Here is an 18312-nt window from a genome sequence, read left to right as displayed (position 1 = left end):
TGTGGAGCCCCTGTGATTCAGTATGTCTCGTTCCCCGGAGGAACTCGCAGGCGTCGCTGACGTGGACTGCACCGGGCAGCAAGCGCTCGTCACCGGGTCGACGAGCGGTATCGGCCGGGACGCCGCGCTGGCACTGGGCCGGCTCGGCGCCGACGTCATCGTGCACGGACGGGACGAAACAGCGGGCGAGGCTGTCGTCGACGAGTTCGACGGCCTCGATGCCGACGGCCGGTTCGTGAAAGCGGACTTCGCAAGCGTCGACGGCGTTCGGGAGCTCGCTGAAACCGTCCGTACCGACACCGACGGGGTAGATATCCTCGTCAACAACGCCGGCGGGCTGTTCCGCGAGGGGCGATTGAGTGACCTCGGCGTCGAATACACGTTCCACGTCAACCACCTCTCGCCGTTTCTCCTGACCACGGCGCTCCTCGGCCACCTGGCAGACGACGCCCGTATCGTCACCACGGCGTCGGCGGCCCACCAGGGCACCGCACTGGACTTAGAGCGGGTGCAGGATGTCGACCGACATGCCAGCTGGTGGGCCTACAGCCACTCGAAACTGGCAAACATCCTGTTCGCCTCTGAACTGGCCCGCCGACTCGACGCCACGGAGCGAGCTATCACCTCGAACAGCATCCATCCGGGTGCGATACCGGGCTCGGGGTTCAGTCGGTTTCTCCCGCGGCCACTGCCACAGCTCATGGGCGGCCTCTCGGCAGTGCCAGGGGTGACGACCGTCGCTGATGGCGCCGCGGAACTACTGTTCCCCGCCGTCTCCCCCCGGACCGCGGATATCTCCGGGCGGTACTTCGTCGACCAGCAGCCCACGACGCCGTCACCAGCGGCCCGTGACCGAGACAACGCTCGGCGTCTCTGGGAGTTCAGTGCCGACGTCCTCGATATCGAGGAGCCACTCGAAGGGGCGGCGACGTAGCCTGCGGAGGGGACTGTTCGTATCGATAGAGACATCGACACGCTCAGTAGACGAGCGTGACAGCGACTGGTAGTCTCGGTTTATGTACTCTCGCGAACATTTTACGATATGCAGGCCACATCACTCACGAGGTCGGTCTGGGAAATCGATGCCGATGCGTTTCCCACCGACGGACCCATCGAAGACCAGGCCACGTTCGTGCTCAGATACGCCATCCTGGCGCCGTCGAGCCACAACGCCCAGCCCTGGGCGTTCGACGTGGACGGGAACGAAATAACGATTGCCGCCGAGGAGTCACGGTGGCTCGAAGCGGCCGACCCGGACAAACGAGAACTGTACATCAGCCTCGGCTGTGCCGTCGAAAACTGCTGTGTCGCGGCCGAACAGTTCGGGTTCGACCCCGAAGTCGAGTACCACGACCCCGCGTCGGCCGACGTCGTGACCGTGACACTCGAGGCGGATGAGCCGGCCGACCCGCGGCCAGCCGACCTGTTCGACGCGCTCACGACACGGGCGACGAGTCACGAACTGTTCGACGGGCGCCCACTCGAAGACACGGCGCGGGAACGGCTGGAGGCGGTGGAGACAGCGACGGGCGTCACGCTGCAGGTCGTCGAGGACCCGGTTCTGAAAACCGCCGTCGCCGAGCTACAGGCCGAGGCCGACCGACGCCAGATGGACGACCCCGCCTACCGGAGAGATCTGGGGCACTGGGTCGGCATCGGCGCCCTCGGGAGTTCGTGGCTCCTGGCCCGCATCGGACAGGCCGTCCTCACCCACCTCGACGTCGGCGACAGGGAGGCCGCGAAGAACTCGAAGCTCGTCCAGAGCGCCCCGGCCATCGGCGTCCTGTCGACCGACTCGGACGGCCCCGTCGCACAGGTCAGGACCGGGCAGGCCTTCGAACGGATTGCGCTGCTCGCCGACAGCGAGGGCGTCGCCGTCCATCCGATGAGCCAGACGCTCGAACGGCAAGCGTTGCGGACGCAACTGGGTGACCTACTCGACACGCCGGGCGTGCCACAGCACCTCTTCCGACTGGGCTACGCCGACGAGGCGGCCGAGCACACACCACGCTGGCCGCTGGAGACCGTCCTCGCCGACCGAGTCGTATGAGCGACCGCGGTGACCGTATCGAACCGTTCCCAGCCCGGCGCCGGGGAACGGTCGACTACATGCGAACGGCGGGTCGACGGAGCAACGTCCACGGACTCCTCGAGGTCGACGTGACCGAGGCCCGACAGCGTATCGAAGCCATCGAAGCGGCGACCGGCGAGTCACTGTCCGTTACCGCGTTTCTCGTCTTCTGTCTCTCCCGGGCCCTCGAAGCGTATCCCCGTATCAACGCGTATCGGGACTGGCGTGGGCGCCTCCACGTCTTCGACGCCGTGGACGTCAACGTCCTCGTCGAGACGACGGTCCGGGGCGAGCGGCTGGGCGTCCCCCACGTGGTGCGACGAACCAACGAGCGCTCCGTCCGGTCGATTCACGACGATATCCGGGCGGCACAGAGCTCCAGTGACCCGACGGAGCTCTCGCCGGTGGCCGAACTGGCGTTCCGACTCCCCGGGTTCGTCCGGCGGCTTCTCTGGCGGCTGCCCCAGTGGTTTCCCGAACGCTGGAAAGCCATGGCCGGCACCGTCGCCGTCACCTCCGTCGGAATGTTCGGCGGGGGCGGCGGGTGGGTGATTAGCCCGACGAACTACACGCTACAGCTGACCGTCGGTGGTATCAGCGAGAAGCCGAGGGTCGTCGACGGAGGGGTGACGAACCGCGAGCTACTCGACCTCACGGTGACGGTCGACCACGACGTCGTCGACGGTGCAGAAGCGACGCGGTTCGTCGGGCGACTCCGTGAGCTCGTTGAAGCCGCCTACGGGCTCGACGTGCCTGGGGAATAGCTCCGCTGTCGGTGAGCCCACTCCGCCCGGAGTTCTGAGGAGCAACGTGACTGAGGTCGCGGGGATAGACCAAAGAGGCTGGTCACTGTGTACTGGGTATGGACGCGGTCTTCGAGGTGAATCGGCGCTATCGGGACAAAGGCTCGTGGCGAGACGAGGACGACCAATTCCTTCGCTGGATTCGGGGGCCACTTTCTGCGGGTATCAAGAATACGGGTGGGATTCGAGATCTCTCCTTTGAGGATTCCTCTGAGACCGCGGCGCTGATTCTCGTCTCAAACGACGACGGCGTCTCTCAACACGCAGACCCTTGGAAAGACGCACTGGACGTTTCGGGAGGCCATATTGAGTACTGGGGCGACGCCAAGGCTGGAGTCGCATACGACGAATCCGTCCAGAACCAGAAAATAGCGCAGGCGTTCGAGCGAGCCGCTCGGGGCAACCGTTCGGCTGTTCCTCCAGTGCTCATGTTTCGAAAGCCAGAGCCCGGTGTCGTCCAGTTCTGTGGGCTCTGTGTCCCTGTTCGCTTCGAGGTCGGGACGTACTACGACGACGACGGAACGCAGATTCCGAACTACCGCTTTCATTTTGCCATCCTGAACGTGCCGAAAGTCCCAGTGTCGTGGCTGCACGAACGAGCGCTCCATCGAAGCGACGCCGCTGCGCCCAGTGAGTGGACTGAATGGGTCTCGTCGGGGACGATTACACGCTGGCCACTTGGCGACCGTGTCACCGATACCAGGGGGTATCGTCGTCGTATCGACCGCGAGGAACGCGTCGTCAGCGGCCAGTTCCGAGACGACGCGCTTGCGCGCTTCGAACACCAGTGTGTCGTGACGGGTATCGAAGAATCGTCGGTTCTAGATGTCGCCCACGTGCTCGCTCGGAGTGACCATCCCGACCTCGTCGAAGATGATGAGAACGTGCTGGTAATGAACGCCCTCCATCATCGCGCGTTCGACGCTGATTTGTTCACGCTGGATGATGAGCGGCGACTGCAGGTGAACCCCCAGTTCGACCCCGGCCATCCCTTCTTGCAAGAGACGATCATTGCTCGGGCCGACGAAGCTGTGTCGTTGCCACCCGAGGTGACGATTGCACCCGAGTATCTGGCCGAACGAAATCAGTCGCTCGCGTGGGTTTGAACAAACTATCCGTCATCGATTATCGCACGAATACGATTGCAGCAAATAGCCGTTGTACTGTCTAGAAAGCGAGTATGCGGGCGGTCCACACCCGAAACGGAGGGGTTGTGATGGGGGAGCATACCTGTCCGGAATGTGGGCGTGAATTTAAATCACAAAACGGGACCAACCCCACCAGGAACGCAACTCCGGAGTGTCGCTTGTGACGACGAAATGTGAAAACTGCGGACAGCAGTTCGACCAGAGAGGTCGAGAGAAGTATTGCTCAGACGAGTGTCTGGGTGTAGGCAGGTCACAGGGAGCAAAAGCTTCCGCAGAGTGTGTCTGCTGTGGCGAGACCTTCGAGTATTATCCGAAGAAGAAGGCAGGCAAGTTCTGCTCACCGTGCTATGCGAGCGACGAGGTAGATACAACGACGGCTGTGAGTGGTGCAGACCATCCTCGGTGGAATGGAGGCAAACGAATTTGTCACTGTGATCGCTGTGGCGAACGGTTGGAACGGTATCCGAGTCACATCGGTGAAAACGTGTTCTGCGGAGAACCGTGCCGGAGAGCATGGCTCTCAGATGAGTTTACTGGTGACGGGCATCCGAATTGGAAAGGCGGCGGAAACGAGGAATATGGCAAAGGGTGGCGGGCTGTTCGCCAACGAGCGCTCGAACGCGACAACTACTCCTGTCGAGTCTGTGGCCAGACACACGAAGAGCTTGGACGGAATCCCGACGTGCATCACATCCGGCCGGTCAGGTCGTTCATCGAATCGGAAAACCACACCCGCGAAGATGCGCATTACATCGAGAACGTCATCTCACTCTGTATCAGTTGCCACCGAAAAGCCGAGTTCGAGAAGATAGACGCAGAGTATCTCAGGTCGTTAATAGCTGATTCGTAGACAAGCAGTCCTAGAGCGAGCGGTGACGATATATCAGAAGGGACACTTCACTCGCTCATCGAGAATGTGAGTGATATATGGCCATTTGTCCAGCTAAATCTTCTCTCCGTTGAAGAACGGCTGAAATAAGTAGGTCCGGGTGCGGGAATTGAACCCACGTCTCAGCCACCACAAGGCTGAAGGATACCACTACCCCAACCCGGACACGCTGGCTGAAGCATTCTTAGGTATCCCGCTGGGACAGAAATACGTTACGAATCGGACCCCCTGTGGTGTGAGCCGCCATCGCATATGAACGCTGACCCACCGGTCTCCATGTCGAGTACCTCGGCGTATGCGACCAGATAGCACGGTGGTAAAAGAGTGGCTTGCTATCATAGGCATGACAGTATTAGTACTGCTACTGTCCTAGCTGGTCTATGCTTGGAGGGCACGCTATCTTTCGCCGTTCGGCCACGCGTTCTGTCCCGATTCGATTCGGTACCCAACAGCGGTCGCGACGACAGTCACGAGAATGGTAGCCGTTCTGTACGCTATCGAACGGCCGTTCATGCGGAAAACGTTCGAAGCGGTCGATCGACACGTGGACGTCGACTCGGCCTACGTGCCAGTCCGCGAGGATGCCCGGGGCTGTAGTGACGCCATCACCGAAATCAGTGTTCGAGATCCGGACGCAGTCGACGCGAACGTCCGGGCGATCGACCCTGGCGTCGTCGTGTACAACCATCGCTTCGGTATCGAGCGGTTCTCGTTCTACGAGGCGTACCCGCTCGTCCACCTCCGACACGGCGCGTCAATCGGTCGAGGTGAGGTCACTGTGACGACGGAAACGATTCTCGAGCACGTTGCCGCCGCACTGGCACCGGGCGAGCGATGGGCGAGGACCTACCGAGCTGTCGCGCCCGACGACGTGCGGGTCGTCACCGTCGGCATCCCGGAAGCTGACGAACTCGTCGACGCGCCCTCACCCCGTGAGCGCCGTGTGTTGTACGCGCCGACCAACTATCTCGTCGGCCGGGGAGCGTACGCGAACACGGCCCGGTCGGTTATCGAGTGTTTTGCCGGGACGGAGTACGAACTCCTCTTTCGACCGCATCCGACCGATAGACGGGAAGGACCGGGTCTGGCCGTCACTCGTGACTGTCGAAAGCGGATCGCCGAGGTACCGAACGTCGTCTTCGATACGGCCACGACGCCGATCGAGAGCATACAGCGGTCGGACATCCTCGTCTCGGATTTCTCGGGCTCGATCGCCGAGTGGCTGCACACTGGCCGGCCGCTGATTCAACTGACGGACGTCGATGCAGCGGGCAAGACGGTGCCCCCAATCGGAGTGACGGCGGAGACGCTCACCCTCGAACTCGTCGACGAACTGTACCGGACCGGCGAGCCGGAAGCCACGAAACGGCGGCGAGCGTCGTGGCTCGAGTGTCTCGGGATTCCGATGGACGGTCGGGCCGGCGAACGCACAGCCCGGGAGGTACTCGAATGCAGGGCGTAATCCTCGCTGCCGGTCGAGGACGGCGAATGGGCCACTACACCGACGAGGTACCGAAGGCCTTCATCGAGTTCGACGGTCGAACGCTGTACGACCGACAGCGAGCGCTGCTCCGGCGGTACGCCGATGGAACGAGCGTCGTCCTCGGGTATCGCCACGACGTCGTTCTCGACAGGTACGACCCCGACGACCCGATCGTGTTCCCGGCGTGGGAGCGCTACGAGAACGCCGCGTCGTTGCTGCTCGTACTCGAACGAATCGACGACGATATCCTGGTACTCAACGGCGACGTGCTGGTGGACGAGCGCGAAATCGGCCAGTTGGCCGAGCAGTTCACGGCACTCGACGGACGGTACAACCTCGTCGGCTGTCTGCCGGGGATGCAGGACACGGAGACGGCGATTCGCTGTGACGAGTCCGGGCTCGTGACGGCGTACGGGCTCATCGAAGGCCACCAACACGCTGGAGTCGGGATCGTGAGCCACAGGCACAGGACGGCGGCGATTCAGGTTCTCCGGGAGCGACTGGACGACTGGTACCCCTGTGTCTACCCTCGGATACCGACCAGGCCGCTCCAGATACCCCCAGAGCGACACATCGAAGTGAATCGACCGTCCGACCTCGAACGCGCTCGGGCGTGGCTCGCATCCGAACGGAGCTATCGTGCGTGAGACGAGTGCGACGAGCGAGTACTGACAATCAGAGAGTAGGACCGACGGGGGAAACACAACGTTGATGCGTGCTGGCAGTTCGGAACCGACTAGATGGAAATAATCGGCCATCGTGGCTGTGCAGAGCAAGTTCCGGAGAATACCCTTCTCGCCATCCGTGAAGCCGCCCGCCGGCTCCCCGCGGTCGAAATCGACGTTCGTCGGTGCGGCTCGGGAGAACTCGTCGTGTTTCACGACGCGACGCTCGAGCGCGTCACTGACGCCGATGGCCGTCTCTCAGAGACGCCGCTGTCAGAACTCCGCGAGTTGTCCGTGTGCGATTCTGGCGAACCGATTCCGAGTCTGGAAGCGGCCCTGCAGACCGTTCCGGACGACGTGACCGTTCAGCTCGAACTGAAAGAACGCGACATCGCGGTAGATACGCTGGAGTTGGCAACGGCGGCCGGGTCCGACGTTCGCGTGTCGTCGTTCCTCCCGGAGGCTATCGAGGAAATCGAAAGGAGCCAACTCGACGTGCCGAACGGACTCCTCTTCAAGAAGGGTCCCCGTACGAATCTGTCACGTGCTGTCGATATGGACTGTACGCACGTGTTCCCGCACTACGAACTCTGCCTCGAAACCGACGTCGTTTCCACCGCCCGCAAGCACGGACTGGACGTCGTCGCCTGGAAGGCGGCACGGACCGTCGACCACGTCCGCGCGCTGCGGGACGTCGGCGTCGATGGCGTGACTGCAGATCGATGGGACATCGCGCCACAGACGCGTTCGGCCAGCGACGACTAACAACTGCGCTGAGAGGGTGGGTTGTTGTACGCAGACCTGTCCCCCGCGCTCGTCTGGTGTAACACGACCGAGTCCGAACCCGGGCTGACCTCCGGCTGCTCGACCCCGAGATGGACCACTCTGGCCCCACGGAAATGGGATTGAATCTCTATCTAGGCTGGTCAGATTGGAGCTCCCAATACGTGGCCGTGTCTGTCACGGTAAGTTCGAGCGGAAATCGAGCGGTCAATACAGCACGCCGCCGAGTGGCACGGACTTCTCGGGCGTAACGAGTACGGGATTCTCGTCGTCGCCCGGAACACCGACGGTCAGCGCTTCGGACTCGAACTCGGCAATCCGAACCGAGCCGAGGTTCGTCGCACACAGAACTTGTCTGCCGACGAGTTCCGCTGGGTCGTGGTGGTAGCCGAGTTGGGCCGCCGACTGCAGCGACTCGTCGCCGAGGTCGAGCCAGAGTTTGACCATCTCCGGTTTCTCCGCTTCGGGGAACGGTTCTGCATCCGTGACTTCTGCCACCTGAATCGTGACGTCGAAGGGCGTGTTCGTCATCTGGCGGTACTACCGGACGTTACGTGCTTAGCCCTGTTGCTATCCGCGACGGCTGGTCTCGGCAGCTCGATTCCGGGCGAGACCAGCGGGCTGCACTCGAACGTCGATGGTGCTGAGTCAGTCAGTCCCGGCCTCACGGCTCCCACGCTGGCTGCTCGACGTGTCGGTCCCAGAACGACGGGTCGAGATACGCCTCGTCGAGGCCGGTCACGCCGGCCAGGCTGGCGGCCCGGTCGACGACGGCCCAGAGGAGGCGCTGGACCGGCTGTGGGGCCATCGCCATCGCCGTCTCGTCGTACATCTCGGCCGCGATGGCGAGCAATTGCATCGGTCCCGGACCGGGATAGGTCCCGTCGTCGTCGCGGCCGCGCTCGTGTGCCAGCCCCCAGGCCGTATAGAGCCCGGTCACCGTCCGCATCGACGGGAGCTTCGCGCGGAAGGCGACGGTCTCGTCGGTGTCGTTGCGGAAGGTGTGGGCCTGCCCCGCCTCGACAGTCAGAGACTCCCCGGGACCGAGCCGGACGGGGTCGCCATCGCAGACGACGGTGAGAGTCCCCTCGAGCGTCCTGAACGTCTCTGTCGTCGGATGGGAGTGTGGCGGTGGGGCGGGTGACGCCGGTGAGAGCCACTGGAGTAGCACGGGACGGTCGGTCTCGCCCTGCTCCGGCCGCTCAAGCAGCGTCGCCCACGTCTCGCTCGCCGGGTCCGAAACCAGCGGGCGGGGCGACTGTCGCAGGAGGACACTCGCGGGACGCTCGGGGTGTACGTCGAGCGCCGGCCCGTCGACCGGGGTACCGTCCACGAGCGGGCGGCCGGTCCGCAGGGTCCGTTCCCCGCCGTCGTCGATACGCTGTCCGCTGTCTCGGGACCGCCTCTCTGAGCCCATCTCGGGTCTGAGCTACGGGCCATCGTCGAATGGAGCTTCTGTGAGGTATGCATCGGGGATTTATCCATGCCTCGGCCGATAGACGGGGGCGTGAAACACCTCCAGGTCACCGTCCACGTCGACGACGATTACGCGCCGGAGTTCTTCGAGTTGCTGGCCGATTCGTCGACCATCGCGGAGGCCCGGCTGGTCGACTGGAGCATGACGGCGGACGACCAGTCGACGCTCCTGTACACCGTCGACGGCGACCCGACGGCCGTCGCCGAACGGGCGGCCGACACCCCCGGCATCGAGTCGGTGGAACTCTCTGAGACGACGGCGGGACAGACGTACGTGCTGGTCGTCATGCGGCCGCTGGAGACGCCGCTGTTCGGTGCCATCCACCGGGCGTCCACACAGGCGGGCCTCATCGTCCGCAAACCCATCGTCTACCGCGACGGGACCATGGCGGCCCGGGTCGTCGGCGACGCTTCCGCCCTCCAGCGTGCGCTCGACACCGCACCCGATGGTGTCGACGTCCAGATAGACGAAATCGGTCGGCTCCAGGGCCAGGGCGACGAGCCGGTGGCGAGTCTCAGCGAGCGACAGCGCGAGGCAGTCACAGCCGCGCTCGAACTGGGCTACTACGACCAGCCCCGCGGGGCGACACACGAAGACGTCGCCGCCGAACTCGGCTGTGCGCCGCCGACGGCCAGCGACCACCTCCAGAAGGCCGAAGCGAACATCGTCCACGCGGTGCTGGACCAGTTCGGCGGTGGCGAGTGAGTTCGGTGCGGCCGTCCGACGGGGACGGACTCGGCGGCATCGTCCCTGGGTTGTAGCGCTATACTGTTGACGCGATCGGCGAACGCGAGTCGGAAGCGGGACCGACGAGACACGCGTCAGTCGACGAGCAGAGCGTACAGCACGGCACCGAGCCCCGCGACGGTCACGAAGTTTCGGGCGAGCAAGATGTACCCGGCACCGGCCCCGAGTCGCTCGACGACGGCGACGACGAGGAACGCGCCCGTGGTGAGGAGTGCAATCCCGAGGGCCAGCCACCGCATCTTCCGGACGCCGTTCCGTCGGAAGCCACGGTACGCGAGCGTGGCGACGAACAGGCCGACGGCGGCCGTCAGCCCGCGCGAGAGGAGCGCGACCGTCTCCGGCGTGAGAGCGGCCAGGAGCACTGCAGGCGATGGCGTCACTCTGACACCCCTCCGTAGACGACCCACAGGATGGTCCCGAGCCCGAGCAGTTCACAGCCGCTGACGAGGACCGAACGGCCCACGGTCCCGACGCCGGTGGCCGTCGGGAGCCCGACGCGAAGGAGCTCCGGGAGCGTGGTGAGCAACAGCAAGCCGACGGCGAGTACGAGCAGGTCCCGCTGTCCGGGACCCCGTCGGTAGCCCTGGACGAGCACTGCCGCGATAGCCAGCGACAGGGCAATCGCGAGCGCCGAGAGCGCCACCACGGCCAGGGCGACCGTCGGCTCGGTCCCGGTCGCACGAAGCTGGAGGGCAAACATCTCAGGACAACCCCTCGAACAGGTCGGTGAATCTGTCTGCCGGGTCGGTCGACGAGCGAGTGACGGCCACGTCGTAGCTCCCGTCGGCGAAGGTGACGGTCACGTCCTCGACCGTCGCCTCGTAGCACTTGTAGTGGTGGCCGTCGGGGTCCAGTTCCTGTCGTTCGGTGACGAGGTTCGCGTCCTGGAGTCTGTCGAGACGCCGGTAGGCCGTGGCATCGGACATCTCACAGGCCGTACAGAGTTCGGTGACGGACATCGGTTCGGTGGTGAGTTCGGCGAGGATGGCCCGCGCGTACTCGTCGTCGAGCAACGCGAGGAGCTCGTCGTCATCCTCGTCCATACACGTTGCACCGGTCGAGAAAGTATAAAAAGCCCTCCACGGCTTCCGGGTCGGAAGCGCTGTGCGTGGTGATACGTCGCGCTCGCTCGTCGGTCGGGATATGCCCGAGGAACCGACGGGACGAGGGGCCGAGACGACGACGCGACGGCTCTGGAATCGCCTGACGTGGCCAGTGTGGAACGACAGACAGCGCCGGCTCCGGGCCCCCTTGCGGGCGCTCCTGCCGACCGTCGTGACCTTCCTCGCCTTCGCGCTCGTCCAGACGGCAGTTCGTGCGCGGTTCGACCATCCGATACGGGAACCGCTCGAAGCGACCGGCTTCGCGGTGGTGCTGGTGGCCGCGGTGCTGGGCAGCGCCCGCGTGCTCGACCGTCGGCCGGTCAGCGAGTTCGGGTTGACGCTCGACCGCTCGTGGTGGCGCTCGTTCAGTGCCGGGGCGGCGATTGCGACGGCTATCAACGCCGGCGCGTTGCTGGTCTCGCTATGGGCCGGCTGGGCGAGGCTCGTCGGCGTCACTCGTGGCGCGGGTGACCTGCCGTTCGCGCTCGCGATGGCGGTCGTCTTCGGCTACGTCGCGGTGGCGGCGACGTGGGAGGAGTTCGTCATGCGGGGGGTGTTGCTCAAGAACCTCGCCGAAGGCGCCGACGGGTTCCTCCCGCGATGGGCCGCCGTTGGACTCGCAGTGCTCTGTAGCACGCTCGTCTTCGGGTTCCTCCACGGCGGGAAGGTCACCCACGCGAGTCAGTACGGCTACTATCTCCTCGCCGGGCTGATTTTCGCCGGCGCGTACGTGTTGACCGGCGAGCTGGCGCTTCCGGTCGGGTTCCACGTCTTCTACAACGTCACACTGAGCGCAGTGTTCGGGCTCGGACACTCCCAGCAGACCCCGGAGCTGCTCGCCGTCGATATCGTCGGGCCCGCACTGTGGGTCGGCGAGGAAGGGCTCGTCTTCGTCGGGTTCGCCGCCCTCGGTGGCCTCGCCCTGCTGGGATACGTCCGCTGGCAACACGGCCGGCTCGCGCTGGCCGACAGCGTCACCCGCTGGACGCCGCGATAGCTTGCAGCCGGCGCGGCGCTGGGTGAGACGGGTCCGAGAGAGTGACCCGTCTGTCCCCAGGGCCAGCCCAGTCGTTCGACGGTCGACGGGGCATACAGCACACCGACCGAGCAGCGAGGCCGGCCCGCACTTGGCCGGCACTATCGACCGGATAGTGAACACTACCGGGAGTCTGTGGGTTCATAACAAAGCGCACGGGCAACGCAGATTACCGTATGTCAGACGCATGGAGACTGAAAGGAGACTACGTCGAGGCGTGCAACTGTGACGTCGCCTGCCAGTGTCTCTGGCTGGAGGCACCGAACGACGACGTCTGTACCGTTTCGCTGGCGTGGGACATCCAGAAGGGCCAGTACGGCGACGTCGACCTGAGCGGCCTCTCCGTCGGGTTGCTCATCTCGACCGACGAAGGCGTCATGTTCGACCCCGAGACCGGGTGGGACGTGGTGTTGCTCGTCGACGAGGACGCGAGGGAAAAACAGCGTGGTGCCATCGAGGACATCTTCCTCGGGCGGGCCGGCGGTATCTGGGCTGCCGTCGCCGACGCGCACGTCGAATCGGCCGACGTGGCGGTCGCGCCCATCGACTTCGAACGGGACGGGACGGACTTCGCCGTCGAAATCGGGGACGTCGTCGCCATGGAGGCCGGCGGCGCGGTCGGTTTCAACGAGGAGGTGGGGACGGTCTCACCGCATCCGCTCACGAAAGACGGCGTCGTGCAGACCGGGAAGTCGAAGACGGCCACCGTCACGTACGACGACGCGTTCTCGTGGGACGTCTCGGGCAGCAACGCCTACCTCGGGCAGTTCGAACTGGCGAGCGCCTGAGAGGGACACGCGATGGGGACTCCCGGAGCAGGGGCGACTGGGCGTCGCTTCGGACGCCAGTCCGTCCCGCTGGTCGTGCTCGCCACCTACGGTATCGCGCTGCTCGCCTGGGTCGCCGTCGTGACGCGGTGGCTCCCGATGCCCGGCGCAGGGAACGGTGGGACGGGGATGTCAGCACCCGGTGGGCCGGAAGCGATGGCCCTCTCGAACGGGCTCTCGGGCATCGTCCTGTACCTGGTCATGTGGGCCGTGATGATGGTCGCCATGATGTATCCGTCGTCGGTACCGCTGTTCGGGCTGTACTACCAGACACTCGATGGAACCACGCGTCTGGGCAAGGCGACACGAGTGGGCGCGTTTATGGGCACCTATGCGCTCGTGTGGGCGCTCACCGGGGTCGTCCCGCTCGTCGTCAACGCCGTGTTCCCGGTCGCCACGGTCGCCCGCGAACAGAGCGGGCTCCTGGTCGGTGGAGCGCTCTTCCTACTGGCAGTGTATCAGCTCTCTCCGTACAAAAATCGGTGTCTGAAACACTGCCGAACGCCGCTCGGATTCCTGATCGAGTACCATCAGCCGGGCGTCCGGGGCGCCGCACGGATGAGCGCCCGCTTCAGCACCTACTGTATCGGGTGTTGCTGGGCGCTGTTCGCGCTGCTGGTCGTCGTCGGGTCGATGAACGTCCTCTGGATGGGCGCCATCACGCTCGTGCTCTCGGTAGAGCGGCTGTTCGAGTGGGGTGAGTGGCTGGCGAAGGGAGTCGGAGTGGTCTCGGCCGTCGCGGGTGCCGTGTTAGTCGTCGCCTCGATGCTCTAAGCTAAAAAGCGCTGCAAGCGCCGGCAGGGGCCTCTTATCACCCGTCGGTCAAGCTCCGCTGTGAACCGGCGCGAACTACTCGCCACCGTCGGGGTCGCGAGCCTCGGAACGGTCGGCGTGGGCGGTTCGACGGCAGACGGGACTGTCCGGCGAGCGGGGCAGTCAGCGGGGACCTACCACAATCCGGTGTACGACCACGTCTTCCCGGACCCCGACGTGTGCCGGGTTGGGAGCACCTACTACGCCTACGGCACCTACCACCAGTGGGGCGAGGACCCGCTCGAACGCCAGTTGGTGCCCATACTGCGCTCGTCGAACCTCGTCGACTGGGAGCCGGTCGGGCCGGCCTTCGAGTCGGAGCCAGCGTGGTCGCGCTATCGGGGGCTGTGGGCGCCCGGGGTCGGCCGACTGGCCGGCCGGACCCTGCTGTACTACTCCGATGCCGAATTCGGCGCCGACAACCCGGGCGTCGGCGTCGCGACAGCGCCCGAGCCAACCGGTCCCTTCGAGCCCCGGGGCGGCCTCTTCCGGAGCGAGGATATCGGTGTTCCCAACGCCATCGACCCGATGCTGTTCGAGGGCGAGACGCCCTCCCTGGTCTGGGGGAGTCACCGGGGCATCTACGGCGTTCGGCTGGCCGACGACGGCCTCGCTATCGCAGGCGAAAAATTCCAGATAGCCGGTACGGGCGTCGAGGCGCCCTACGTCGTCGAGCGCGACGGCTCGTTCTATCTCTTCGGCTCGCGGGGGACCTGCTGTGCGGGCGCCGAGAGCACCTACCACGTCGTCGTGGGTCGGGCCGAGCGGCTGCGAGGGCCATATCGAAACCGCGAGGGGGAGCCTCTCACGGCCGACGGTGTGACCGGGACGACCGTCCTCGAGGGCGACGAGATGTTTCGCGCGCCCGGCCACTGCGCAGTGGTCCGTGACTCTCGGAGCGGCTGGTGGCTGCTGTATCACGCCTACGTAGCCGGGAAGCCGTGGGTCGGGGCGACGCCACGTCGGGTCCTCATGCTCGACCGGGTTCGGTGGCACGAGGGGTGGCCGGTGGTGGGCGCGGACGGGACGCCGAGTCGCGTCGGGCAGGTGCCCCAAGCCGCTCACACTGGCCCTGCGTAGTGTTCCGGGAGGCACTGGTCGTCTCGGTGGGTCGTGCTATCTGTCCCGGCGTCGTGACCATCGCGGATTGGTGGGTCTGCTAGGTCTCACCCTGGCCCGCAGTTATATCTACGTGTACGTGTAAGTGTACACGATGGCGACGAAGACGATAACCGTCACCGAGGAAGCCTACGAGCGGTTGCGCGAGATGAAACGGGAGGACGAGAGCTTCACCGACGTGCTCCTTCGCGTGACCGGCGGTGAACAGGACGTCATGAAAGGGTTCGGGTCGTGGGCGGACAGCGGGCTCCGTGGCGAGGTCGAGACGGCACGCGAGGAACGCGACGAGGACTTCGAGGGACGACAGGATGAACTGCTTGGACACTAGCGCGCTCGTCGACTATCTGCACGGGAACGACGCGATGGCGGCGTTCCTCGACGCGACCGAACAGCGGCCGCTGTTCGCCCCGACGGTCGCACTCCACGAGGTGTTCGTCGGCGGCGCCCGACTCCGAGGTGCCGGCGGCGTCGAGGACGCTCGCGAGGACCTCGACTGGGTCGAGCCGCTGGAACTCACGGTCGAGGGAGCAGCTGAAGCCGCCCTCATCGAAGCGGAACTCGAAGACGGGGGTGCGAAAATCGGGCCGATGGACACGCTCATCGCGGGCGTCGTCCGCGAGGCGGGCGGGACGCTCGTCACCCGGGACAGTCATTTCGACCGTGTCGCCGGCCTGGAGGTACAGCGCTACTGAGAAGCGTCCCGGAGCTCGCCACGCCGGCTGCGATACTCGGGTGACGGTCGGCCCACGCGACGCCTATTCGGATTTCGGATAGGCTCGGTCGCCGTCTTCGATCGCCTGCACAATCTGCTCTCGTTCCTCGTCGCTCATCGACTGCCAGGAGGCGATCTCGGCCATCGTCCGCCCGCAGCCGACACAGCATCCGTCTTCGAGGGCACAGACGTTCGTACAGGGGCTCTCGACCATCGGTAGTTGGGTAGGAGTGGGGATACCTATAGCTTCGGACGCCGAGCGGTGAGCCGCCGGTTCGACTACCCTCGCAGGCGTCTCAGACCGTCTCGATTCGCTCGCGAAGCCACGCCGCCGCCTCGCTCACAGTCTCGGGGTCGTCGCCGGTTATCTTCACCCGACCCGGCGCGTCGTCTTTCCGGGGGTAGCTCCCGACGGCGACGTCGAACCGCTCGCGGGCGGCCGTAACCGCGCCGACCAGCGCGCCCTCCGGCGCGGGCGTGTGAATCGTCGCCGTCGTCCGGTCCCCGTCGAAGTCGTCGGCGACGGTCGCGTACATCGCTTTCAGTTCCGCGGGGATGCCGGGCAGGACGTAGACGCTTTCGACGACACAGCCCGCAGCGAAGCTCTCGTCGGTCAGCAGCGCCTGCCCGCCCTCGGGTATCGACGCCCACGCGTCGAGGTCCAGTTCCATCTCGTACCGGTCGACCATCTCGGGGTTGTCCGCGGCGAACTGTTCGGCCTTCGCTTCGAGATGCGCCCGGACGCCGTCGGGGACGACGAGGTCGCGGCCGAAGGCCTGTGCGACGCCGGCTTTCGTCACGTCGTCCGGCGTGCCGCCGATACCGCCGGTGACGATGACGGCGTCGAAGGCCTCGTGGTATCGGGCGACGGCGTCGGCGATGACCGACTCGTCGTCGGGGACCGTCAGCACGCGCGTGACGGTCGCTCCGGCCGCCGTGAGCTGTCGGCCCAGCCACGACGCGTTCGTGTTCTCCGTGTCACCGGAGAGCAGTTCGTCGCCGACGGTCAGCAGTGCGACCTCCATCTGGTTCCGCTGAGGGCCTCGCAGTGGTAAGGGTTTGGCCCCGTGGCTGCTGGGTCGAGCACGGAACCGAGGGGCTAACGGACCTCCTCTCCCACCATCCACCATGGACGTTCCAACCGTCGCGAACGGGCTTCCGGCGCTCGGACTCGGCACGTACAAGAACAAAGGCGAGCAGGCCACCGAGAGCGTAAAGACGGCGCTTGAGCTGGGATATCGCCACATCGACACCGCGGCGTACTACGAGAACGAGTCGGCCGTCGGCGCCGGCATCGAGGCGTCCTCGGTCCCTCGCGAGGAGGTCGTCGTCGCGACGAAACTCTGGTACGACGACCTCGCCGGCGACGACGTCGTCCCGGCCGCGAAGGCGAGTCTCGACCGGCTCGGTCTCGACAGCGTCGACCTGCTGTACGTCCACTGGCCGGCGGGGAGCTACGAGGCCAGCGAGACGATGCCAGCCCTCAACGAGCTCTACGACGAGGGCCTCGTCGAGAACGTCGCGGTGAGCAACTTCACGCCCGAACAGGTCGCGACGGCACAGGACCACTCCGCGGCCCCTATCGTCGCGAACCAGGTCGAGTGCCATCCACTCCTCCAGCAGGACGAACTGCGGGACTACTGCGAGAGCGAGGACGTCGCCGTCGTCGCCTACGCACCTATCGCCCGCGGGAAAGTCGCGGACGTGCCCGAGCTGTCCGACGTCGCACAGAAACACGACGCCAGCGAGGTCCAGGTCAGTCTGGCCTGGCTGCGCCAGCGCGACGTCGCGGCGATTCCGAAAGCGACCAGCGAGGCTCACATCCGTGCGAACTGGGAGAGCCAGCAGCTCACACTCGACGACGCCGACCTCGCGAAAATTGACGAGCTCGACCGCGAAGAGCGGCTCATCGACCCCGGCTTCGCGCCGTGGTGACTAGTCGGTCCGCTCGACGCGCAGCGTCGTCGCCCACGTATCGGCGACGATGTACTCCATCTCGTACGTCTGGTTCTCGTAGCGCACGTACGGCGTCTCGCCCGCGCCCAGCGGTTCGGGCAGTGAGTGCCACTTGCCCCAGGGCGCAGAGTATACACCGTTCGTAATCGCCGTTCGAACCTCGTCTTGCACGTCCGCCGGGAGCGTCTCGAACGCGACGACGGTGTCGTTCGCACCGGGCGAGGCTGCCGATGCCTGAATCCCGTATGCGGCGTACAGTTCGCCCCTCGCGGTCTGAATCCGGTACAGCGAGCCATCGTAGCGGACGTAGTCGTGCAATCGGAACGGGTTATCCGACGCGACGTATCCCGCGGAGTCGTTGATATACGACGAGTTCGGGACGAAGGTCGCCTCGCCGTCGATGGCCGTTCGGAACGCCGACTGCTGCTCGTCGGTCAACGCGGTGTAGGACACGACCCGAGACGAGTCGACGGGGCTGGGGGTCGGCGTCGCGGACTGGGTCGGTGTCGCAGGTTCGGTCGCCGCCCCGCTCTCGGTCGACGAGGGAGTCGGCGTTTCTCCCGTTTCGGGACTACCGGTATCGACGCCACCACCACAGCCGGCGAGGAGGAGCAACGCTGCGAGGGCCAGGGTGCCCACTGCCTTTCGCATACCGCACGTCGTGTAAGTCGTATTAAAGG

At 65.3% G+C, this 18312-nt stretch carries 24 protein-coding genes and 1 tRNA gene; 16 read left to right on the top strand and 9 right to left on the bottom strand.

What is annotated here, in order from left to right:
* Nucleotides 1–22: 22 nt before the first annotated feature.
* The 5 genes from EGD98_RS10705 to EGD98_RS21175 all read left to right on the top strand — a co-directional run bounded on the left by EGD98_RS10705 (nucleotide 23) and on the right by EGD98_RS21175 (nucleotide 4872).
* Entirely contained in the window at nucleotides 23–934 is a 912-nt protein-coding gene (locus EGD98_RS10705) for an SDR family NAD(P)-dependent oxidoreductase (protein WP_220588367.1), read from the top strand.
* 108 nt (nucleotides 935–1042) lie between these two features.
* On the top strand, nucleotides 1043–2050 hold the full coding sequence (locus EGD98_RS10700) for an Acg family FMN-binding oxidoreductase (protein ID WP_220588366.1): 1008 nt from the start codon (nucleotides 1043–1045) through the stop codon (nucleotides 2048–2050).
* Nucleotides 2047–2835 (top strand): 2-oxo acid dehydrogenase subunit E2, encoded by a 789-nt coding sequence (locus EGD98_RS10695; RefSeq protein WP_220588365.1) that lies wholly within the window; start codon nucleotides 2047–2049, stop codon nucleotides 2833–2835. The genes EGD98_RS10700 and EGD98_RS10695 overlap by 4 nt, the downstream gene beginning before the upstream one ends.
* Nucleotides 2836–2933: 98 nt before the next feature.
* Nucleotides 2934–3980, top strand: coding sequence for an HNH endonuclease (locus EGD98_RS10690; protein WP_220588364.1), 1047 nt, complete (start codon nucleotides 2934–2936; stop codon nucleotides 3978–3980).
* A 202-nt stretch (nucleotides 3981–4182) separates the two neighbouring features.
* A complete protein-coding gene (locus tag EGD98_RS21175; protein WP_328762661.1) occupies nucleotides 4183–4872 on the top strand; it encodes an HNH endonuclease in 690 nt (229 codons plus the stop codon).
* A gap of 133 nt (nucleotides 4873–5005) precedes the next feature.
* Here the strand turns inward: EGD98_RS21175 and EGD98_RS10680 are convergent.
* A tRNA-His gene (locus EGD98_RS10680) sits at nucleotides 5006–5076 on the bottom strand.
* 310 nt (nucleotides 5077–5386) lie between these two features.
* Between EGD98_RS10680 and EGD98_RS10675 the strand changes: the two genes are divergently transcribed.
* The 3 genes from EGD98_RS10675 to EGD98_RS10665 all read left to right on the top strand — a co-directional run bounded on the left by EGD98_RS10675 (nucleotide 5387) and on the right by EGD98_RS10665 (nucleotide 7824).
* Entirely contained in the window at nucleotides 5387–6373 is a 987-nt protein-coding gene (locus EGD98_RS10675; RefSeq protein WP_220588363.1) for a CDP-glycerol glycerophosphotransferase family protein, read from the top strand.
* Nucleotides 6361–7041 (top strand): NTP transferase domain-containing protein, encoded by a 681-nt coding sequence (locus tag EGD98_RS10670; RefSeq protein ID WP_220588362.1) that lies wholly within the window; start codon nucleotides 6361–6363, stop codon nucleotides 7039–7041. The genes EGD98_RS10675 and EGD98_RS10670 overlap by 13 nt, the downstream gene beginning before the upstream one ends.
* A gap of 93 nt (nucleotides 7042–7134) precedes the next feature.
* Nucleotides 7135–7824 (top strand): glycerophosphodiester phosphodiesterase, encoded by a 690-nt coding sequence (locus EGD98_RS10665; protein WP_220588361.1) that lies wholly within the window; start codon nucleotides 7135–7137, stop codon nucleotides 7822–7824.
* Nucleotides 7825–8049: 225 nt separating this feature from the next.
* Here EGD98_RS10665 and EGD98_RS10660 read toward each other — a convergent pair whose 3' ends face one another.
* Together EGD98_RS10660 and EGD98_RS10655 are read right to left on the bottom strand one after the other, a co-directional pair.
* Nucleotides 8050–8373: a tRNA-binding protein gene (locus EGD98_RS10660; RefSeq protein ID WP_220588360.1), complete on the bottom strand. Its 324-nt coding sequence runs from the start codon at nucleotides 8371–8373 to the stop codon at nucleotides 8050–8052.
* A gap of 133 nt (nucleotides 8374–8506) precedes the next feature.
* Nucleotides 8507–9259: a cupin domain-containing protein gene (locus EGD98_RS10655; protein WP_220588359.1), complete on the bottom strand. Its 753-nt coding sequence runs from the start codon at nucleotides 9257–9259 to the stop codon at nucleotides 8507–8509.
* A 66-nt stretch (nucleotides 9260–9325) separates the two neighbouring features.
* On the opposite strand from EGD98_RS10655, the gene EGD98_RS10650 reads away from it, so the two are divergent.
* Complete coding sequence (locus tag EGD98_RS10650; RefSeq protein ID WP_220588358.1) at nucleotides 9326–10024, top strand: helix-turn-helix domain-containing protein; 699 nt, start codon at nucleotides 9326–9328, stop codon at nucleotides 10022–10024.
* Nucleotides 10025–10140: 116 nt separating this feature from the next.
* On the opposite strand, the gene EGD98_RS10645 is transcribed toward EGD98_RS10650, so the two are convergent.
* Genes EGD98_RS10645 through EGD98_RS10635 form a run of 3 tightly spaced genes read right to left on the bottom strand, consistent with a single transcriptional unit; the run spans nucleotide 10141 to nucleotide 11109 of the window.
* Nucleotides 10141–10446: a DUF7521 family protein gene (locus EGD98_RS10645; RefSeq protein WP_328762656.1), complete on the bottom strand. Its 306-nt coding sequence runs from the start codon at nucleotides 10444–10446 to the stop codon at nucleotides 10141–10143.
* Nucleotides 10443–10766 carry a hypothetical protein gene (locus tag EGD98_RS10640; protein WP_220588357.1) on the bottom strand — a complete coding sequence of 108 codons (324 nt, stop codon included), beginning with the start codon at nucleotides 10764–10766 and terminating at the stop codon, nucleotides 10443–10445. Before EGD98_RS10640 ends, EGD98_RS10645 begins: the two co-directional genes overlap by 4 nt.
* Nucleotide 10767: 1 nt before the next feature.
* Nucleotides 10768–11109 carry a winged helix-turn-helix domain-containing protein gene (locus tag EGD98_RS10635; RefSeq protein WP_220588356.1) on the bottom strand — a complete coding sequence of 114 codons (342 nt, stop codon included), beginning with the start codon at nucleotides 11107–11109 and terminating at the stop codon, nucleotides 10768–10770.
* 100 nt (nucleotides 11110–11209) lie between these two features.
* Between EGD98_RS10635 and EGD98_RS10630 the strand changes: the two genes are divergently transcribed.
* The 6 genes from EGD98_RS10630 to EGD98_RS10605 all read left to right on the top strand — a co-directional run bounded on the left by EGD98_RS10630 (nucleotide 11210) and on the right by EGD98_RS10605 (nucleotide 15656).
* Nucleotides 11210–12166 (top strand): CPBP family intramembrane glutamic endopeptidase, encoded by a 957-nt coding sequence (locus EGD98_RS10630; RefSeq protein WP_220588355.1) that lies wholly within the window; start codon nucleotides 11210–11212, stop codon nucleotides 12164–12166.
* Nucleotides 12167–12381: 215 nt separating this feature from the next.
* Nucleotides 12382–12993 carry a DUF1326 domain-containing protein gene (locus EGD98_RS10625; protein ID WP_220588354.1) on the top strand — a complete coding sequence of 204 codons (612 nt, stop codon included), beginning with the start codon at nucleotides 12382–12384 and terminating at the stop codon, nucleotides 12991–12993.
* Between the two features lie 12 nt (nucleotides 12994–13005).
* Entirely contained in the window at nucleotides 13006–13806 is an 801-nt protein-coding gene (locus tag EGD98_RS10620; protein ID WP_220588353.1) for a DUF2182 domain-containing protein, read from the top strand.
* Between the two features lie 60 nt (nucleotides 13807–13866).
* Nucleotides 13867–14925, top strand: coding sequence for a family 43 glycosylhydrolase (locus EGD98_RS10615; protein WP_220588352.1), 1059 nt, complete (start codon nucleotides 13867–13869; stop codon nucleotides 14923–14925).
* A 133-nt stretch (nucleotides 14926–15058) separates the two neighbouring features.
* Nucleotides 15059–15292, top strand: a complete 234-nt coding sequence (locus EGD98_RS10610) for an antitoxin VapB family protein (RefSeq protein WP_220588351.1) — start codon at nucleotides 15059–15061, stop codon at nucleotides 15290–15292.
* A complete protein-coding gene (locus EGD98_RS10605) occupies nucleotides 15273–15656 on the top strand; it encodes a PIN domain-containing protein (protein WP_220588350.1) in 384 nt (127 codons plus the stop codon). The genes EGD98_RS10610 and EGD98_RS10605 overlap by 20 nt, the downstream gene beginning before the upstream one ends.
* Before the next feature lie 63 nt (nucleotides 15657–15719).
* Here EGD98_RS10605 and EGD98_RS10600 read toward each other — a convergent pair whose 3' ends face one another.
* Both EGD98_RS10600 and EGD98_RS10595 read right to left on the bottom strand, forming a co-directional pair.
* Entirely contained in the window at nucleotides 15720–15890 is a 171-nt protein-coding gene (locus EGD98_RS10600) for a DUF1289 domain-containing protein (RefSeq protein ID WP_220588349.1), read from the bottom strand.
* An 82-nt stretch (nucleotides 15891–15972) separates the two neighbouring features.
* Nucleotides 15973–16701: a competence/damage-inducible protein A gene (locus EGD98_RS10595; protein WP_220588348.1), complete on the bottom strand. Its 729-nt coding sequence runs from the start codon at nucleotides 16699–16701 to the stop codon at nucleotides 15973–15975.
* Nucleotides 16702–16804: 103 nt separating this feature from the next.
* Here EGD98_RS10595 and EGD98_RS10590 point away from each other — a divergent pair, with 103 nt between their 5' ends.
* Nucleotides 16805–17611 (top strand): aldo/keto reductase, encoded by an 807-nt coding sequence (locus EGD98_RS10590; RefSeq protein WP_220588347.1) that lies wholly within the window; start codon nucleotides 16805–16807, stop codon nucleotides 17609–17611.
* Here EGD98_RS10590 and EGD98_RS10585 read toward each other — a convergent pair whose 3' ends face one another.
* Nucleotides 17612–18283 (bottom strand): DUF7979 domain-containing protein, encoded by a 672-nt coding sequence (locus EGD98_RS10585; RefSeq protein ID WP_220588346.1) that lies wholly within the window; start codon nucleotides 18281–18283, stop codon nucleotides 17612–17614. It lies immediately after the preceding gene.
* Nucleotides 18284–18312 lie beyond the last annotated feature (29 nt).

It is taken from the genome of Haloarcula salinisoli (genome assembly GCF_019599405.1).
GTDB lineage: Archaea > Halobacteriota > Halobacteria > Halobacteriales > Haloarculaceae > Haloarcula > Haloarcula salinisoli.
This window is presented reverse-complemented; position numbering and strand designations above follow the sequence as displayed.

What these genes read in the sequence shown, in the direction of transcription:
- EGD98_RS10705 (WP_220588367.1), top strand. Translation starts at nt 23, where the DNA reads ATGTCTCGTTCCCCGGAGGAACTCGCAGGCGTCGCTGACGTGGACTGC.
- EGD98_RS10700 (WP_220588366.1), top strand. Translation starts at nt 1,043, where the DNA reads ATGCAGGCCACATCACTCACGAGGTCGGTCTGGGAAATCGATGCCGAT.
- EGD98_RS10695 (WP_220588365.1), top strand. Translation starts at nt 2,047, where the DNA reads ATGAGCGACCGCGGTGACCGTATCGAACCGTTCCCAGCCCGGCGCCGG.
- EGD98_RS10690 (WP_220588364.1), top strand. Translation starts at nt 2,934, where the DNA reads ATGGACGCGGTCTTCGAGGTGAATCGGCGCTATCGGGACAAAGGCTCG.
- EGD98_RS10675 (WP_220588363.1), top strand. Translation starts at nt 5,387, where the DNA reads ATGGTAGCCGTTCTGTACGCTATCGAACGGCCGTTCATGCGGAAAACG.
- EGD98_RS10670 (WP_220588362.1), top strand. Translation starts at nt 6,361, where the DNA reads ATGCAGGGCGTAATCCTCGCTGCCGGTCGAGGACGGCGAATGGGCCAC.
- EGD98_RS10665 (WP_220588361.1), top strand. Translation starts at nt 7,135, where the DNA reads ATGGAAATAATCGGCCATCGTGGCTGTGCAGAGCAAGTTCCGGAGAAT.
- EGD98_RS10660 (WP_220588360.1), bottom strand. Translation starts at nt 8,373, where the DNA reads ATGACGAACACGCCCTTCGACGTCACGATTCAGGTGGCAGAAGTCACG.
- EGD98_RS10655 (WP_220588359.1), bottom strand. Translation starts at nt 9,259, where the DNA reads ATGGGCTCAGAGAGGCGGTCCCGAGACAGCGGACAGCGTATCGACGAC.
- EGD98_RS10650 (WP_220588358.1), top strand. Translation starts at nt 9,326, where the DNA reads ATGCCTCGGCCGATAGACGGGGGCGTGAAACACCTCCAGGTCACCGTC.
- EGD98_RS10640 (WP_220588357.1), bottom strand. Translation starts at nt 10,766, where the DNA reads ATGTTTGCCCTCCAGCTTCGTGCGACCGGGACCGAGCCGACGGTCGCC.
- EGD98_RS10635 (WP_220588356.1), bottom strand. Translation starts at nt 11,109, where the DNA reads ATGGACGAGGATGACGACGAGCTCCTCGCGTTGCTCGACGACGAGTAC.
- EGD98_RS10630 (WP_220588355.1), top strand. Translation starts at nt 11,210, where the DNA reads ATGCCCGAGGAACCGACGGGACGAGGGGCCGAGACGACGACGCGACGG.
- EGD98_RS10625 (WP_220588354.1), top strand. Translation starts at nt 12,382, where the DNA reads ATGTCAGACGCATGGAGACTGAAAGGAGACTACGTCGAGGCGTGCAAC.
- EGD98_RS10620 (WP_220588353.1), top strand. Translation starts at nt 13,006, where the DNA reads ATGGGGACTCCCGGAGCAGGGGCGACTGGGCGTCGCTTCGGACGCCAG.
- EGD98_RS10610 (WP_220588351.1), top strand. Translation starts at nt 15,059, where the DNA reads ATGGCGACGAAGACGATAACCGTCACCGAGGAAGCCTACGAGCGGTTG.
- EGD98_RS10605 (WP_220588350.1), top strand. Translation starts at nt 15,273, where the DNA reads ATGAACTGCTTGGACACTAGCGCGCTCGTCGACTATCTGCACGGGAAC.
- EGD98_RS10600 (WP_220588349.1), bottom strand. Translation starts at nt 15,890, where the DNA reads ATGGTCGAGAGCCCCTGTACGAACGTCTGTGCCCTCGAAGACGGATGC.
- EGD98_RS10595 (WP_220588348.1), bottom strand. Translation starts at nt 16,701, where the DNA reads ATGGAGGTCGCACTGCTGACCGTCGGCGACGAACTGCTCTCCGGTGAC.
- EGD98_RS10590 (WP_220588347.1), top strand. Translation starts at nt 16,805, where the DNA reads ATGGACGTTCCAACCGTCGCGAACGGGCTTCCGGCGCTCGGACTCGGC.
- EGD98_RS10585 (WP_220588346.1), bottom strand. Translation starts at nt 18,283, where the DNA reads ATGCGAAAGGCAGTGGGCACCCTGGCCCTCGCAGCGTTGCTCCTCCTC.